The organism is Microcoleus sp. B9-D4 (genome assembly GCF_036705105.1).
Classification (GTDB): Bacteria; Cyanobacteriota; Cyanobacteriia; order Cyanobacteriales; family Microcoleaceae; genus Microcoleus.
The window spans coordinates 14,523-29,167 of the sequence record NZ_JAUBTS010000073.1; the positions used below are offsets into that span (position 1 = coordinate 14,523).

13 protein-coding genes and 1 tRNA gene are annotated in these 14,645 nt (G+C 47.4%); 9 read left to right on the forward strand and 5 right to left on the reverse strand.

Annotated features, from left to right (window positions below):
- The first annotated feature begins 87 nt into the window (after positions 1 to 87).
- From glf to QUB24_RS28780, 4 genes are all read left to right on the forward strand, one after another.
- Complete coding sequence (gene glf / locus QUB24_RS28765; RefSeq protein ID WP_333157041.1) at positions 88 to 1,314, forward strand: UDP-galactopyranose mutase; 1,227 nt, start codon at positions 88 to 90, stop codon at positions 1,312 to 1,314.
- Positions 1,315 to 1,418: 104 nt separating this feature from the next.
- Positions 1,419 to 1,775, forward strand: a complete 357-nt coding sequence (locus QUB24_RS28770; protein WP_333157042.1) for an STAS domain-containing protein — start codon at positions 1,419 to 1,421, stop codon at positions 1,773 to 1,775.
- 209 nt (positions 1,776 to 1,984) lie between these two features.
- Positions 1,985 to 3,868: a glycoside hydrolase family 2 TIM barrel-domain containing protein gene (locus tag QUB24_RS28775; protein ID WP_333157043.1), complete on the forward strand. Its 1,884-nt coding sequence runs from the start codon at positions 1,985 to 1,987 to the stop codon at positions 3,866 to 3,868.
- A 191-nt stretch (positions 3,869 to 4,059) separates the two neighbouring features.
- Positions 4,060 to 5,178 (forward strand): beta-glucosidase, encoded by a 1,119-nt coding sequence (locus tag QUB24_RS28780; protein WP_333157044.1) that lies wholly within the window; start codon positions 4,060 to 4,062, stop codon positions 5,176 to 5,178.
- Between the two features lie 84 nt (positions 5,179 to 5,262).
- On the opposite strand, the gene QUB24_RS28785 is transcribed toward QUB24_RS28780, so the two are convergent.
- Positions 5,263 to 6,708, reverse strand: coding sequence for a hypothetical protein (locus QUB24_RS28785; RefSeq protein WP_333157045.1), 1,446 nt, complete (start codon positions 6,706 to 6,708; stop codon positions 5,263 to 5,265).
- A gap of 64 nt (positions 6,709 to 6,772) precedes the next feature.
- Positions 6,773 to 7,624, reverse strand: a complete 852-nt coding sequence (locus QUB24_RS28790) for a hypothetical protein (RefSeq protein ID WP_333157046.1) — start codon at positions 7,622 to 7,624, stop codon at positions 6,773 to 6,775.
- A 222-nt stretch (positions 7,625 to 7,846) separates the two neighbouring features.
- Here QUB24_RS28790 and QUB24_RS28795 point away from each other — a divergent pair, with 222 nt between their 5' ends.
- Positions 7,847 to 8,338 carry a helix-turn-helix domain-containing protein gene (locus tag QUB24_RS28795; protein ID WP_333157047.1) on the forward strand — a complete coding sequence of 164 codons (492 nt, stop codon included), beginning with the start codon at positions 7,847 to 7,849 and terminating at the stop codon, positions 8,336 to 8,338.
- A gap of 245 nt (positions 8,339 to 8,583) precedes the next feature.
- On the opposite strand, the gene QUB24_RS28800 is transcribed toward QUB24_RS28795, so the two are convergent.
- Positions 8,584 to 8,656 (reverse strand) — tRNA-Glu (locus QUB24_RS28800).
- An 87-nt stretch (positions 8,657 to 8,743) separates the two neighbouring features.
- Positions 8,744 to 9,790: a M42 family peptidase gene (locus QUB24_RS28805; protein WP_333157048.1), complete on the reverse strand. Its 1,047-nt coding sequence runs from the start codon at positions 9,788 to 9,790 to the stop codon at positions 8,744 to 8,746.
- Between the two features lie 179 nt (positions 9,791 to 9,969).
- On the opposite strand from QUB24_RS28805, the gene QUB24_RS28810 reads away from it, so the two are divergent.
- From QUB24_RS28810 to QUB24_RS28820, 3 genes are all read left to right on the forward strand, one after another.
- Positions 9,970 to 10,344, forward strand: coding sequence for a hypothetical protein (locus QUB24_RS28810; protein WP_333157049.1), 375 nt, complete (start codon positions 9,970 to 9,972; stop codon positions 10,342 to 10,344).
- A gap of 221 nt (positions 10,345 to 10,565) precedes the next feature.
- Complete coding sequence (iscB, locus tag QUB24_RS28815) at positions 10,566 to 11,840, forward strand: RNA-guided endonuclease IscB (RefSeq protein WP_333157050.1); 1,275 nt, start codon at positions 10,566 to 10,568, stop codon at positions 11,838 to 11,840.
- A 166-nt stretch (positions 11,841 to 12,006) separates the two neighbouring features.
- Positions 12,007 to 13,725, forward strand: coding sequence for an ATP-binding protein (locus QUB24_RS28820; protein ID WP_333157051.1), 1,719 nt, complete (start codon positions 12,007 to 12,009; stop codon positions 13,723 to 13,725).
- Here QUB24_RS28820 and QUB24_RS28825 read toward each other — a convergent pair.
- Positions 13,700 to 13,975 carry a helix-turn-helix domain-containing protein gene (locus QUB24_RS28825; protein WP_445300445.1) on the reverse strand — a complete coding sequence of 92 codons (276 nt, stop codon included), beginning with the start codon at positions 13,973 to 13,975 and terminating at the stop codon, positions 13,700 to 13,702. The two genes, QUB24_RS28820 and QUB24_RS28825, sit on opposite strands and share 26 nt — an antisense overlap.
- Positions 13,976 to 14,034: 59 nt before the next feature.
- Here QUB24_RS28825 and QUB24_RS28830 point away from each other — a divergent pair, with 59 nt between their 5' ends.
- Positions 14,035 to 14,214 carry a hypothetical protein gene (locus tag QUB24_RS28830; RefSeq protein WP_333109038.1) on the forward strand — a complete coding sequence of 60 codons (180 nt, stop codon included), beginning with the start codon at positions 14,035 to 14,037 and terminating at the stop codon, positions 14,212 to 14,214.
- Positions 14,215 to 14,645 lie beyond the last annotated feature (431 nt).

The window sequence follows — 14,645 nt, forward strand, 5'->3', positions numbered from 1 at the left end:
TTACCAATGCCCAATGCCCTGTTTGGCCAGTGCCCAATTACCAATTACTAATTACCAATTACCTTACCAAAAATTAGAGGTGTTTCAATGTTTGACTATTTAATCGTCGGAGCAGGATTTGCAGGTAGCGTCATTGCCGAAAGACTAGCAAATGAAGCCGGAAAAACAGTCCTGATAATTGATACCCGCAACCACATCGGCGGCAACGCATACGATCACTACGACAATCATGGCATCCTCGTACACAAATACGGCCCCCACATTTTTCACACCAATTCGCGCCCCGTTTTCGAGTATCTTTCGCGTTTCACCGAGTGGCGGCCCTACGAACACCGCGTCCTCGCCAGCGTAGACGGTCAACTGCTGCCCATTCCGATCAATCTCAACACCGTAAATAAACTTTACGGACTGAATCTCACCTCATTTGAAGTAGAAGATTTCTTCGCGAAAGTAGCAGAACCAAGGGAGTACATTCGCACCTCCGAAGATGTAGTTGTCAGCAAAGTCGGTCGCGAACTTTACGAAAAATTCTTCCGCAACTACACCCGCAAACAGTGGGGAATGGACCCGTCGGAACTCGACAACTCAGTGATTGCGCGCGTACCTACTCGCATTAACCGGGACGATCGCTATTTTACCGATACCTATCAAGCAATGCCCCTGCACGGCTACACTCGGATGTTTGAAAAGATGCTTTCTCACCCAAACATCAAGGTGATGCTCAATACCGACTACCGGGAGATTGAGGGTTTTATCCCTTACGGGGAAATGATTTACACCGGGCCAGTCGATGCCTATTTCAATTATTGCTACGGCAAACTTCCTTACCGTTCCTTGGAATTTAAGCACGAAACGCTGAACGTACCTGTACACCAAGAAGCACCGGTGGTAAATTACCCCAACGAGCATTTATATACTCGCTGCACCGAGTTTAAATACCTCACCGGACAAGAGCATCTAAAAACTAGCATTGTCTACGAATATCCCCAAGCTGAGGGAGACCCTTACTACCCGGTTCCGCGTCCAGAAAATGCCGAACTTTACAAGAAATATAAAGCTTTGGCTGATGCAACTCCGGGAGTTTCTTTCGTGGGAAGGCTGGCGACTTACAGGTATTACAACATGGATCAAGTGGTCGCTCAAGCTCTGACAACTTACAAACAAATTACTACCAAACCGGTGATTGAATTGGTAGAAAATGTTAACGGTTCGACCTCTCATGTAAGCTCCTCGAATGGAGAGGTCGAGAGTCCAGCCCCAGCTTCTCTAGAAGTCGCTGCTGTCAACGGCAACGGCAAATCTGCTAGCAAGTAGCTGGAATCTGTGAATTACGAGTAAAAAGGTAAGGTGCCCACAGAGCACCTTACTCGGTTTTCATCAAAAGTTATTTAATAATTCAAACAAGCATTGAGGTAAAAATGAAGGTTCTAGTTAAAATTGTTTTGTCTCATGAGGTGTTGGAAATTTCTCAAGCGGCTCAGTTTCAGAAAGAAATACAGCGCCTAATTGAAAGCGGTGGCAAAATTATTATGCTGGATTTCTCAAAAATAAATTTTTTGAAAAATTCCGAGTTAATGGCTGTAGTGGCGATCGTGAAATTAGTTAGAGACAGCAAATGTATACTTTTGATCTCTGCGATGAGCGAACAAGTTAGAATTCTCTTTGAACTCACGGGACTACAGCAAATATTTCAGTGTTTGCCGTTTGCCGAAGAATTTTCTCTCAAAAGTGAGCTAACTGAACCGTTAGGAGGTTTGCAAAGTCTTGCTAGCTAGAGGGAGAGTGAGAGAGGGGGAGAGTGGGGGATAGAGAAAAATCTTCCTGGTTTATTCTTCTTTCTTCTGACTAATGACTTCAGCACAAGAGAGCCTTCAGATGAGGCTGTTTTAAGGTGCAAAACTTTTGCAAATTAATCAGCAAAAAACTTGTCAAAGTGGGGGTAATTGTCGCTAACCTATATATATAACTTTGGGTAGATGTGCCGATGAGTTGGTTAGGTAGAGAACTAGAAAATTGCGAGATAGAAGAGTCTGCAACTCTTGATAGTAAGGTGACAGTTCAAGGACGCAAAACAGGTTATCCGCGCCCCCAACTGCGCCGGAGCAACTGGATTTGTCTCAATGGTCAGTGGAGGTTTGCTTACGACGACGCGGGCCACTGCGTGCAGCCGATCGATATTTCTGAGTGGACTCACACTATAGAAGTGCCGTTTGCTCCAGAATCGGCAAAAAGCGGGATCGGCGACACGAATTTTCACGCCAACTGCTGGTATGAACGCGAATTTGACGTACCCCACACAGAAGGCAGAGTTCTCCTCCACTTTGGGGCCGTAGACTACCGCGCCCGCGTCTGGGTGAACGGTCAGTTTGTCATCGAACACGAAGGCGGACACACTCCTTTCACCGCAGACATTACAGCAGTTGTGAACCTCAACGGGCCGCAGCGGGTGACAGTCTGGGCCCACGACGACCCCCAAGATTTGGAGCAACCGCGCGGCAAGCAAGACTGGCAAATAGAGCCCCACAGTATTTGGTATCCGCGCACGACGGGCATTTGGCAGACAGTTTGGGTAGAATTGGTGCCTCACACTTATATCGAGCGCATCCGCTGGACTCCCCAGTTTGAACGCTGGGAAATCGGTTTTGAAGCGTTTGTCGCGGGCGATCGCCAGTCGGGAATCCAAATTAAAGTTAAACTGTCGATCGGCTGTATGCTGCTGGTCAACGACACCTACGAAGTCATCAACGGCGAAATCCACCGCCGCATCGCCCTCTCAGACCCTGGTATCGACGACTACCGCAACGAATTGCTGTGGAGTCCCGAAAAGCCGACGCTAATTAACGCTCAAGTGCAGTTGTGGGCGGACGGCAAACTACTCGACGAGGTTAAATCTTATACCGCCATGCGGACGGTCAGCATCCAGCGCGATCGCTTCATGCTAAACGGCCGCCCCTACTATTTGCGACTGGTGCTCGACCAAGGTTACTGGCCAGACACCATGATGACTGCCCCTTCCGACGAAGCTTTGCGGCAGGATGTCGAATTAGTCAAAGCAATGGGTTTCAACGGCGTCCGCAAGCACCAAAAAATCGAAGACCCCCGATTTTTGTACTGGGCTGACGTGCTGGGGCTCCTAGTTTGGGAAGAAATGCCCAGCGCCTACCGCTTCACTCCCAAAGCCGTGCAACGGCTGACGCGGGAGTGGACAGAAGTCATCGATCGCGACACCAGCCACCCCTGTATCGTAGTCTGGGTGCCGTTCAACGAATCCTGGGGAGTTCCGAATTTAGTCGAAGCCGCAGCCCACCGCAACTACGTGCAAGCGCTGTATTTCTTGACCAAAACCCTCGATCCGACTCGCCCCGTCATCGGTAACGACGGCTGGGAAAGCATCGATACCGACATCCTGGCGATTCACGACTACGACAACAACCCGCAAACCCTAGCCAAGCGCTACGGGCCCGAAGTCCAGCTAGCCGATTTGTTCGATCGCGGGCGTCCCGGCGGGCGAGTCCTCACCCTCGACGGCCACCCGCACCAAGGACAGCCGATGATGCTGACAGAATTCGGCGGCATTGCCTGCGCGGGCCGCGAAAACCCCGATTTTTTCAGGGTTTGGGGCTACGTGCGGGCGTCGGACACGCAGGAACTGCAAAGGCGCTACACCGCGCTGTTGAAAGTGGTAAACCGAGTCGAAATGTTCAGCGGATTTTGTTACACGCAGTTAACCGATACTTTCCAAGAAGCTAACGGTTTGCTGTATGCCGATCGCACTCCCAAGTTTCCCCTAGAGGTGATCGCGGCGGCAACTCTCGGCTGGGATATTCCCGAAGAAAGTTCACAGCCGCAAGCTATTACTCAATGCTAATTGGGCATGGGGAATGGGGAATGGGGCATCGGTTATTAGTTATTAGTTATTAGTTATTAGTTAACAATTACCAATTTCTAAATTCCTAATGCCCTGCGCGGGCCGATGCCCGATGCCCCATGCCCAATGCCCCATGCCCAATGCCCCATGCCCAATTCCCAATGCCCCATTACCCATTACCCATCCGATTGATGTTTCAAAGTTTTTTCATGGGCGGATTTGAATGTTCCACCCACAGGTTGCAATCTGGAAAACGCCTCGATGTCACAGCCGCCACCGGTCACGATAAATTTGCAGCAGCCGACTACCTACGCTTGCAGGAACAAGGCATTTACACAGTCCGTGAAGGCCTCCGCTGGCACTTAATTGAGCAGTCGCCCGGAAAATACGATTTTTCCAGTTCCCTGCCAATTATCCGCGCCGCCCGCGACATGAAAATGCAGGTAATTTGGGATTTGTTTCACTACGGCTGGCCAGACGATATTGATATTTTCAGTCCCGAATTTGTGTCCAGGTTTGCAAGCATGGTGCGCGCTTTTATGGAAGTGCTAACTGAGGAAACAGACCAAACACCTTTTGTAACACCTGTCAATGAAATTTCATTTATTGCTTGGGCCGGCGGCGATGTCGCGTACATCAATCCGTTTGCAAAAGGGCGGGGAGACGAGCTAAAAGTCCAGTTAATCAAAGCTGCGATCGCAGCGATAGAATCAGTTTGGGAAGTCAATCCCCGCACCCGGATCGTTCAAATCGATCCGACAATTAACATTATTGCCGATCCTGACAAACCCGAGGATCGGGACGCGGCGGAAGGTTATCGCTTATCTCAATATCAAGCTTGGGATATGTTGGCTGGACGTTTTCGCCCGGAACTCGGCGGCAAGGAAAAATATCTCGATATTATTGGGGTGAATTATTACGATCGCAATCAGTGGATTCACAATGAAGACCCGATGAAATACACCGATCCGCTGTACCGCCCGTTTCGCGAACTGCTGCAAGAAGTGTTTGAGCGCTACCGCCGTCCCTTATTTATAGCAGAAACAGGCACTGAAGACGATTTTAGACCTGTCTGGTTTAATTATGTGTGCACTGAGGTAATGGCGGCGATGAAAGCAGGAGTTCCGATAGAGGGAATCTGCTTGTATCCGATTGTTAACCATCCGGGTTGGGACGACGACAGGCACTGTTACAATGGTTTGTGGGATTATTGCAATGAATCGGGCGATCGGGAAATTTATCAGCCTTTGGCGGATGAATTGCAGTTTCAAAGGCAGCAGATTGAACCGTTGCTAAAGCCGCGCGATTGATAATTGCTTCTGTAGGGTGCGCTTCGGCGCACCTTATACTAAATCTGCGTTAACAATACTAAATTTGATTTCCTTTGTATTCGCTCAACCCAGCATAAAAGAGTCAAGCTCATCTACATTGTGAATAATCTTGGAATCAGGAACGCCATAGGCTTCAGCTAATTCGATACTAGCTTGCAATCTCAAGTCAAGGTTTAAGTTACGATCGAAAGCTGCTTCTGCTAAATTGCCCAGTCGTTCGTAGGTAGAAACAAGATTAGCAACAACTCCCTTGTAAGCTCGGTCAATTTGAGCGAGGGACTGCTGATAATATTGTTCTACTTGTCGAGCAAGATGAGTGTCTTCCCCCAATAACTGCTTGCAAAAACCAGTCACGATTCGACCCGCGATCGCACCAATGACAGCGCCAACAACAGGAATCGGAATCAAAGCTTGTCCGATAGTAGCTCCAGCAGCAACAATGGCTGAATCAGCACAAGCAAATAAACTTAATTCAACGAATTGATCGGCAGTAATTTCCCCTCGGTTCAAACTACCGACTAAACTAGCAACTTCCAAGCCTGCACTCACAAAAGCACCAGCTAAAGGTGCAGACATTTGGGTAAAATTGGTTAACCCATAAATAACTGTTGCCGATATACCACTAAGTGCAGCTCCTTTTGCGGTATCAATTCCAATTTCTTGCCAGTCTTCGGGGGTTAACTCACCCTTAAAAACGTTTTTACCTTGCTTATACTTAGCGTAAAGCTTAGTAGCAAATCGAATACTACCACCAATAACCGCGCCTTTAACAGCAACGTTACCAAAATCAGCCAGAGTAGGTTGAGCCTCGTAGCGTATCCCATCCTTAATTTGTTTGTGTTCTTGCTTTAATTCATGCTCTTTGCGGTCTAGCGTATCGTCAACTTTGCCTATTTGCACATCTTCATAGTTAGACGATCCAGCTTGAACAGTCTGACTGAAAGGACGACCAGACATCTGCTCTATTTCTTGAGCTTTTTCTTGGATTTTTTGAGCAGTACGACTTGTTATTCCCTCGACTTGTTGCCCTTTCAATATTTTATCAATAACTTCATATTGGTTTTTAGGGATGTGGTAATATGACCCATCTCTGCCAAAGTTTTCGTATTTCTTCATGTGGTGGAGAACGTGGTCTAAATTATTGCCAACCCCATTCACAAATTTAGACTGTACTTTAATACCATCAATTAAATAATCTTCCGGTGCTGTTCTACCCACTCCCTCAAAAGTAGCGCGAGTTTCAGAGGAGTTCAAAAGAGATTTTGCATTGCGAATACCAACTTCCACTTGCTCAGCTATTTCACCGTGTTTTGTGCTTGTGTTTCCCAGAATTTTTTCGGGACTACCTACAAAATCACGAACTTTATCAATCTCTCCGACCGCTGCAAAAAACGCTCGGTCTTGTTTACTGAGTTCCGTTGCAAGCTGTTCTGCATGGCGCAGATTTTCCTGGGCTACTATTGCAGCAACGAATTGAGTTGTCAGATGTCTATCTTCTCTGTTTTCCATGTTTAAAAAAATAGCAGCATTACTCCCTAATTGCTAGAGGATAATGCTGCACTCCAAATTATAATTACATTTTCAGGTCTACGGTCTTTTTAATAGACTCGCTCAGGGAAGTAATGGAATTGATTAAAGTCCCCAGCCTTTGTTTGAGAGCTTGGCTAAAATTCAGGTAATTCAAAGGTGCATTCTGCTTGAAGTATTGCAGTTCACTTTGAATCAACTTAGCTAGTTTGACAGTTTCCCCCTCAAGAAGATTGACTTCTTTCTTGGTTATGTTGACTTTAGCTGTGTCACCTTCAATTTCAAGAGCGCGGTTGTTGGCTTCGTCACCAATTTTTTCATTCTCGTTACTTGCCCAAAAAGCACTACCAGCCAAAGCTACACCACCAATCCCCCAGCCAATCGGCCCTGCTAGTGCCAGCAGTGCATTTCCAGCCACCATACCGCCACCACCCACAGTAAGAGCGCCACCTCCTAACCAGGCTAAAGCAGCATTAACGGCGGCTGCACCGGAAAGAGAAGCAATCGCAGTACCTGTTGAGGCTGTTCCAAAAGTTGTAGCAATTGCCATTGCTGCTGCTGGCCCAAAACAGGCAACTCCTGCTCCAGCCATGACTCCTGCACCACCTGCTGCTGCTACATTGCTGTTATGAGCCGCATAAATTAGATCCCAATCTTTGCCAGTAATTTCCTTGAGCTGAAACTTCAGTTTTGTAACGACTTTGCTAAACTCTTTTGGCGAATTGGCCAACGTGTTAATGTAATTTTCGCATAGTTGGATAATCTCAACCCCACGATTGACTCGCGTTTGATAAAGACTTCCAGCGGCATTTTGTAAATACTCACAATCTCTTTGGTACTTTTCTACTGCACGGCGCAGTCTATCTTGTGCCTCTTTTTTGTATTCGTGCTTAAACATTTACGGGTAAATACCTAATTATGAGGAGTTTGTGTTGATAACTCTGTCGAGCAGAAAACGGTACATCGCAAGCAGTGAGCCTTCCCCCGATTCCAGGTGTAAAATTAATCACGATCCTGCTTTCCTTGATACTAACTTAACCACCTTTAACAAAGAAACTAATAAGCATTAGGAATCGTGTTAGACTTTGATTATAAAAAATCCAGAAACCTATCCCCTGCAATGGCATCCTCTAACGATCGCTTCTCCGAAGCTGCCCGCGACTGGGACTTAGAAACCCTCTACACAGACCTAGCATCCGCTAAGGGAAAGCGGCTCACGCCCACAGAGAAACAACATCTACGGGGTCTACTCTGCGGCTACAGTCCCGCCGAAATTGCCGAAAGGCTCAGTAAAAACCCCAAGGGAATTGCGGTAGATTTCTGTAATACTTTATACCAATATGTAAAAAATCTTGTAGGTAAAGCTGATGAAAAGGTAGAAAACTGGAGGAAGATTTGTGAATGGCTGGAGGACGCAGGATATAAAACTCAGCCATCTCCCGAACCTGAATCAGGTGATTGTTTATCCGCAAAAATTATAATAAAAAAAGCAAATGTAGTTCTTGATAAAAATCAAATCATAGTTGATATAAACCTGCGAATCGTAGCTTCCTCACCTTCAGAGATTCCTATTATAGAAAAGTTCGATATCAATGGCAATGGTGCAAACTAAGGAAAGTGCGATCGAACTGAGATGTTGCACCATTCTCAATTACTTGTTTATCAACAGGCTTTTCGGCCTGTTCCACAAGAAAATTCACTCTTTGTGGAACAGGCCGAAAAGCCTGTTAAGCGAGAATGGTGCAAGATGTGCGATCGAACGCATCAACTTAATGTTAGACCCAATAGCAATAAGGGCGGGCAAGATGCCCACCCCACATACTAGATATCAATTTGATATCAGACTTAAATTTTCAATACCCCCAGGGGAATTCGAATCCCCGTCGCATCCGTGAAAGGGATGTGTCCTAGGCCTCTAGACGATGGGGGCGCGTCGTTGCGTTTGCTTGTGTTCCGCACCTTTATTACCTTAACTAATCTTTCCCAATCTGTCAACTACTTTGCGAAACTTTTTTTTCTACTCGTCCCAAAGCACGTCACAGTAGGCTTTGAGGATGGCGGCGCAATTGCCGATCGCCCCGATATGAGCAATTTCAAAGCCGTGGGTGTTCTGGGTGGGGAAAGCCAAACAAGCGGCGCGGGCTACGTGGCCGAACTTCATGGCGATCGAAGCATCGCTTCCAAAACCGCTAATTACCGCCAACTGCACCTCTACATCGGCTGCTGCGGCTGCTGCGCGCAAGTGGGCGTTTAATCCTTCATCGTAGACTCCGTAGCCGTCCTGAACCAGCAACACCGGGTTTTCGCCGTCACGAATCGGGTATTCCGGCGCCAGAGGGCAAATTTCCAAAGCGATCAGCGCATCCAACGGCTGGCGCTGGGTGAAATACAAAGCTCCGATCGCCCCAACCTCCTCCTTCGCCGACGCTACCAAATAAACATTCACCGCAGGCTCTTTCAAACATTCCGCCAGAGCCAGCAAAATCGCCACTGAAGCCTTGTTGTCCAGAGTGTAGCTCGCGATCCAATCCTTCAACCGCAGCGGGCGCTTGCGGTGCTTTCCCACCACCATCCGCGTGCCCGGTCGAATTCCGGCCTCGGCTAATTCCTCGGCGGTACACTTAGTTTCGATCCAGGCATTTTCCCACTTTAAAGAAACATCTTCCTGCTGAGCTTTCTGAGGAGATTCGTGAGAAACATGGCGGGAACCAAAGCTGAGAATGCCGCTAATTGTTTGCTTGTCTCCGAGCAAATCCACCACGCCTTCGCCGTAAACCCAAGGAAATGCGCCGCCCAATCTGCGGACTTCCACGCGGCCACTCTCGCCTATTGTTTTAACTAGGGCCCCAATTTCGTCTTTGTGGGCGGTAATGGCGATCGACTTTTCGGGATTGCGACCCTTAATTAGGGCGATCGCATTGTCCGCGCGATCGACCCAAGCATTCACTCCCAGGGCGGCGAATTTTTCCATCAACCGCTGGTTAATTTCCGATTCCGCACCGCTGGGTGAGTGCAGCATTACTAATTCTTCGATTGTTTGGAACAGGCGATCGAACTCTAACATTTTTTATTTTCGTTTTTAGGAGCGAATTTTGACGACATATATTAAAGCACATTTACCTACTATTTCCCCGGCGGTACACTTAGTTTTAATTCAGGCATTTTCCCACTTGAAAGAAACATCTTCCTGCTGAGCTTTTTGAGGAGCGTAGGAATGAAGCAATTGGACGCAGCAAAGGGCGATTGAGTAACAAGATTCATGCGATCGCGTGGATGCGTTGGGCAATCCGTTGGAGTTTCACCTCACCCCCCGACAAACTGGTGACGCGAGCAGGAGGCGACCAACTGCAGCCATTACTGGTGGCGGATACACTGCTGGCTAACAAGGGCTATGATCCAGATCAGCGTGTGATTGACCGCCTCAATGCCGAGGGGAAGATCACCGTCATTTCACCTCGTCGCAATTGCAAGACCCTGGAAACTTACGATGCTCAATTGTACAAAGCCGGTCATTTGATTGAGAACTTTTTCCCCAAGCTCAAGCAGTATCAGGCAATCGCGACGCGCTGTCACCCTAGGGCGGTAAGGAACCCCACGCTTAAAAGCGGGGGCTTTTAGGAAGTCCGGCTCGTTCCGAGCGGTGCAAGAAAAAAGCCCGAACCTTACCAGAGACAGGATTAGACCTACGTTTCTTGAGTCACGACACCGGAAAATGCGACGCTAGTTTTCCGCTCTGTCGTCAAAAGTTAAACAGGATTACGGGGTTAAACCAGTGCTTTTGACATAACAAGCTCAGGAAACATTCTCGAAGCGAACATTACCCAGCAATGGAGGACTTGGTGTCTAATTTCGTTTTTGTAATTGATACCCATAAACGACCGCTCGATCCAATTCGCCCAGGACTGGCTCGTAAATTGCTAACCACTGGCAAAGCTGCTGTTTTTAAAAGGTATCCGTTCACAATAATTCTCAAAGCAGACGTTATAGGACCTCAAAAACCAATCATTCTTAAATTAGACCCTGGTTCCCAAACTACTGGAATCGCATTAGTGCAAGGAGAAAACATAATCTTTGGTGCAGAACTAGCTCACCGAGGACAAGCAATCAAAGCCAGTTTGGAGTCTCGCCGTTCACTGCGTAGAGGTAGAAGAAATCGCCATACCCGCTATCGTCCAGCGAGATTCCTAAATAGGGTTCGCCCTAAAGGGTGGCTAGCGCCAAGCTTACAACATCGTGTCGAAACAACCCTAACCTGGGTAACTAAATTGATGAAACTCGCTCCTATTGTCTCTATTGTTCAAGAACTTGTGCGGTTCGATTTACAGCAACTAGAAAACCCCGAAATTTCTGGAATTGAATACCAGCAAGGCGTTTTGTGTGGCTACGAGATCCGCGAATATTTGTTGAATAAATGGGACAGAAAGTGCGCCTATTGTGGAATTACGGATACACCGCTACAGGTCGAACACATTCATCCCAAAGCCAAAGGCGGATCTAACCGCGTTTCTAATCTTTGCCTTGCGTGCGATGCTTGCAATAAAAAGAAAGGCACTCAAGGTATTGAGCAATTCCTCTCTAAAAAGCCAGAGGTTTTGAAACGGATTCAATCTCAAGCAAAACGTCCATTAAAAGACGCGACAGCCGTTAATTCGACTCGTTGGGCACTGTTTAATCGACTTTGCATGACTGATTTGCCAGTTTCTACTGGCAGTGGCGGCTTGACAAAGTTCAACCGCACTCGATTGAATTTAGCTAAAACTCACTGGTTAGATGCAGCTTGTGTTGGAAAAGTCGAAGAATTAAAGGTGCTGACTTCTCAACCGCTGCTAATAAAAGCAGCAGGACACGGTACTCGACAAATGTGTGGCACAGATCGGTTTGGCTTTCCAACTCGCCATAAATCAAGAAAGCAAATCCATTTCGGCTTTCAAACTGGCGATCTTGTCAGCGCTACCGTCACCGCAGGCAAGAAAGTTGGTTCCTACGTGGGACGAATTCTTTGCCGTGCATCCGGCTCGTTCGACATCGCTACAGCGAAGGGAAGAATAGCAGGAATCAGCCATAAATATTGTCAACCTATTCACAAAAAAGATGGCTATTCCTATGGATTTTGATTCAAGGCGACTGAAGTTGCAGCCGTTTTCCTCCCCATGTCTAAAGCCCGGGGCTTCTCGCTCGTTTTCTGGTGAATCTTCCGGCGTGCGATTTTTCTGGCTGCTGCGGTCATCTGGTTGAATTGATCAAACCCCCTAAATTAACTTGACAGTGCCGTAAACTAATATGCCTGACCTCTTGAGCACCTTCTTTTCTAATAATTTCATTCCTCACGGGCATTGCTACCTCTGGAAACCGGGGTTAGTCTGGCTGCACTTAACGTCAGATGCCTTGACTACCCTCGCTTATTATTCAGTGGCGGTTGCCATTGTTTACTTTACGACTGAGCGTAAGGATCTGTCTGCCCACACGGTGATGCTGCTGGTGGGTTTCTTTTTTATCTTTGCCTTATGCGGCACGACGCACCTGATGGGAATAGTGACACTTTGGCACCCCATTTATTGGGTTTCAGGACTGATCAAAGCTGTCACTGGTGTTTGGTCTTTCTATACATTCACCTTTTTACTGATTCCCTTAATTCCAGTCGCCCTCGATACGCCCAGTCCAGCTCAACTTGCCCTTACAAACCAGGAACTAGAAAATAGTCGCCGCCGTATCGAGGCGATTAATGTGGAGCTAGAGCAACGGGTGCAGGAACGCACTTCCCAACTGGAAGCGTCTAATCGCACCAAAGACGAATTATTGATGCGTGAACAAATAATTCGGGCAGACGCAGAGGCAGCTAACCGTGCCAAGGATGAGTTTCTCTCGATTCTTTCTCATGAACTCAGAACTCCTCTCAACGCGATCTTAGGGTGGTCAACGATGTTACGGCAAAAAAGCCTGAGTGAGGATAAGGTGGCGCGGGCTTTGGAGACGATCGAGCGAAACGCGAAGTCTCAAGCCCAGCTCATCGAAGACATCCTCGATGTTTCTCGCATCATCACAGGTAAACTGCGTCTCCGAGTCCGTCCTGTCAACCTCGTGCCGGTGATTGAATCGGCGATTGAGTCTGTACAGTTGGCGGCTGAGGCAAAGTCTATTCGCCTGCAAAGCGTGCTCGATTCTGAAGCTGGCCCGCTCTTGGGTGATGCCGATAGGTTGCAGCAAGTTGTGTGGAATCTACTTTCTAATGCCCTCAAATTTACGCCTAAAGACGGGCGAGTCCAGATTAGTTTGCAGCGGGTTAATTCCCATGTTGAAATTACTGTCAGCGACACTGGAACAGGCATCAGCTCGGACTTTCTACCGTTTGTCTTCGATCGCTTCAGCCAGCACGACAGCACGACTACTCGCAGTTATGGGGGGTTGGGTTTAGGGTTAGCCATTGTGCGTCAATTAGTTGAATTACATGGCGGGACTGTAACGGTAGTGAGTCCAGGGATAGGACAGGGGACGACCTTTACAGTCAAACTGCCCGTGATGATTATCCATCTACCACCCAGCGATCCAGAGCCATTAAACTCGCTCGTCGAGGGGAATGGGAGGTTTCAGGCCTCGCCGACCCTTGAAGGCTTAAAAATCTTAGTGGTAGAGGACGAGGCTGACGCGCTAGAGTTGCTGAGCACGATTCTCGAAAAGTATGGTGCCGATGTCATGGCTGTGGCTTCGGTAAAGGAGGCCTTGACTATTATCGAAACCGCAACGGATCGCAGCCCCGATGTTTTAGTGAGCGATATTGGGATGCCGGATGAGGATGGCTACTCCCTGATCCGCAAGTTGCGTCAACTTGAAGTGCAGCGGGGCGGTAGGCTACCCGCGATCGCGCTGACGGCTTATGCCCGGAATGACGATCGTCAGCAGGCACTATTAGCAGGTTTTCAGATGCATTTGACCAAACCCGTAGATGCTGCTGAGTTAGTGGCGGTGGTGGCCAGCCTCACCGGACGTATAAGCAGGTGGTGACATACCAAGGATGAGTTTTTTTGAGTTGAGGTAAGGTCTTCTTCTGACTGTAGTAATCTGGATTGTCCCGCATTTGGGGTAAGTGGCAAACCAGAGGACAAGCATTGATGGGAGAACGGTTTTGCTCATACCAGTTAAACCTATCCGCCAACAAATAGTTATACTGGCTACACATCATTGACAGCCATCTGTCAATCTCAATGGCTTGTAACTTTGTTGGACGTAATCGATACTGGTAAGAGGTTCTCATTCCCTAGACTTTGTTGATTATGCTATATGTAAGTTAACTTACTGTCAACCCGCGTGTCAATGCCATTCCAGAAAAATAATACATTCGGCGCCAAGAAACGGCTCAAACGCCCTCTAGACAAGGAAACGATCGGATTCAAAGGTTACGAAGGACAAAAAGAGAAACTTAAGGCTGTTCCCGACTGGCCTGAACGTCTCAGAGAATTTGTTGATAAATTGATCTGTGACGAAGAAAATTAATTGGTCAACTCCGTACCTACCTTGACCCGCCTATTCATCCCACACTAACCTGATTACAGGTATAGTGTGGGGATTTCGGCGCTTTAGCTAACTCTTCAATTGTTGGGAGCAGTCCCTCGAACTCTAACATTTTTCCATTCCGTGTTTTGAAGCGCCTTTTGACATATATTCAAGCATATTTACTCTCAATTTACTCTTCTTATGAACCCAAAAATAACTCTCTGTAATGAGATATAGCTCATTCTCAACAAACTCGTAATCAGCCGGATTTGTTGACTAAAACTATCGCCTTCAGGTTAAATTCGCAGCAGAATTCAACTCGATTTACAAGCGGTGAAAATGTAAATTATTACCTAAGTAGGTAGGTGTAAAAAAACCAAAGTATGTTAAGATAAGTAAAGAGTCGAATTAAATTTACAAAACAAACAAAT

Excerpts from the sequence above, each read along its gene's own strand:
- glf (WP_333157041.1), top strand. The coding sequence starts at position 88 with ATGTTTGACTATTTAATCGTCGGAGCAGGATTTGCAGGTAGCGTCATT.
- QUB24_RS28770 (WP_333157042.1), top strand. The coding sequence starts at position 1,419 with ATGAAGGTTCTAGTTAAAATTGTTTTGTCTCATGAGGTGTTGGAAATT.
- QUB24_RS28775 (WP_333157043.1), top strand. The coding sequence starts at position 1,985 with ATGAGTTGGTTAGGTAGAGAACTAGAAAATTGCGAGATAGAAGAGTCT.
- QUB24_RS28780 (WP_333157044.1), top strand. The coding sequence starts at position 4,060 with ATGTTTCAAAGTTTTTTCATGGGCGGATTTGAATGTTCCACCCACAGG.
- QUB24_RS28785 (WP_333157045.1), bottom strand. The coding sequence starts at position 6,708 with ATGGAAAACAGAGAAGATAGACATCTGACAACTCAATTCGTTGCTGCA.
- QUB24_RS28790 (WP_333157046.1), bottom strand. The coding sequence starts at position 7,624 with ATGTTTAAGCACGAATACAAAAAAGAGGCACAAGATAGACTGCGCCGT.
- QUB24_RS28795 (WP_333157047.1), top strand. The coding sequence starts at position 7,847 with ATGGCATCCTCTAACGATCGCTTCTCCGAAGCTGCCCGCGACTGGGAC.
- QUB24_RS28805 (WP_333157048.1), bottom strand. The coding sequence starts at position 9,790 with ATGTTAGAGTTCGATCGCCTGTTCCAAACAATCGAAGAATTAGTAATG.
- QUB24_RS28820 (WP_333157051.1), top strand. The coding sequence starts at position 12,007 with ATGCCTGACCTCTTGAGCACCTTCTTTTCTAATAATTTCATTCCTCAC.
- QUB24_RS28825 (WP_445300445.1), bottom strand. The coding sequence starts at position 13,975 with ATGAGAACCTCTTACCAGTATCGATTACGTCCAACAAAGTTACAAGCC.
- QUB24_RS28830 (WP_333109038.1), top strand. The coding sequence starts at position 14,035 with ATGCCATTCCAGAAAAATAATACATTCGGCGCCAAGAAACGGCTCAAA.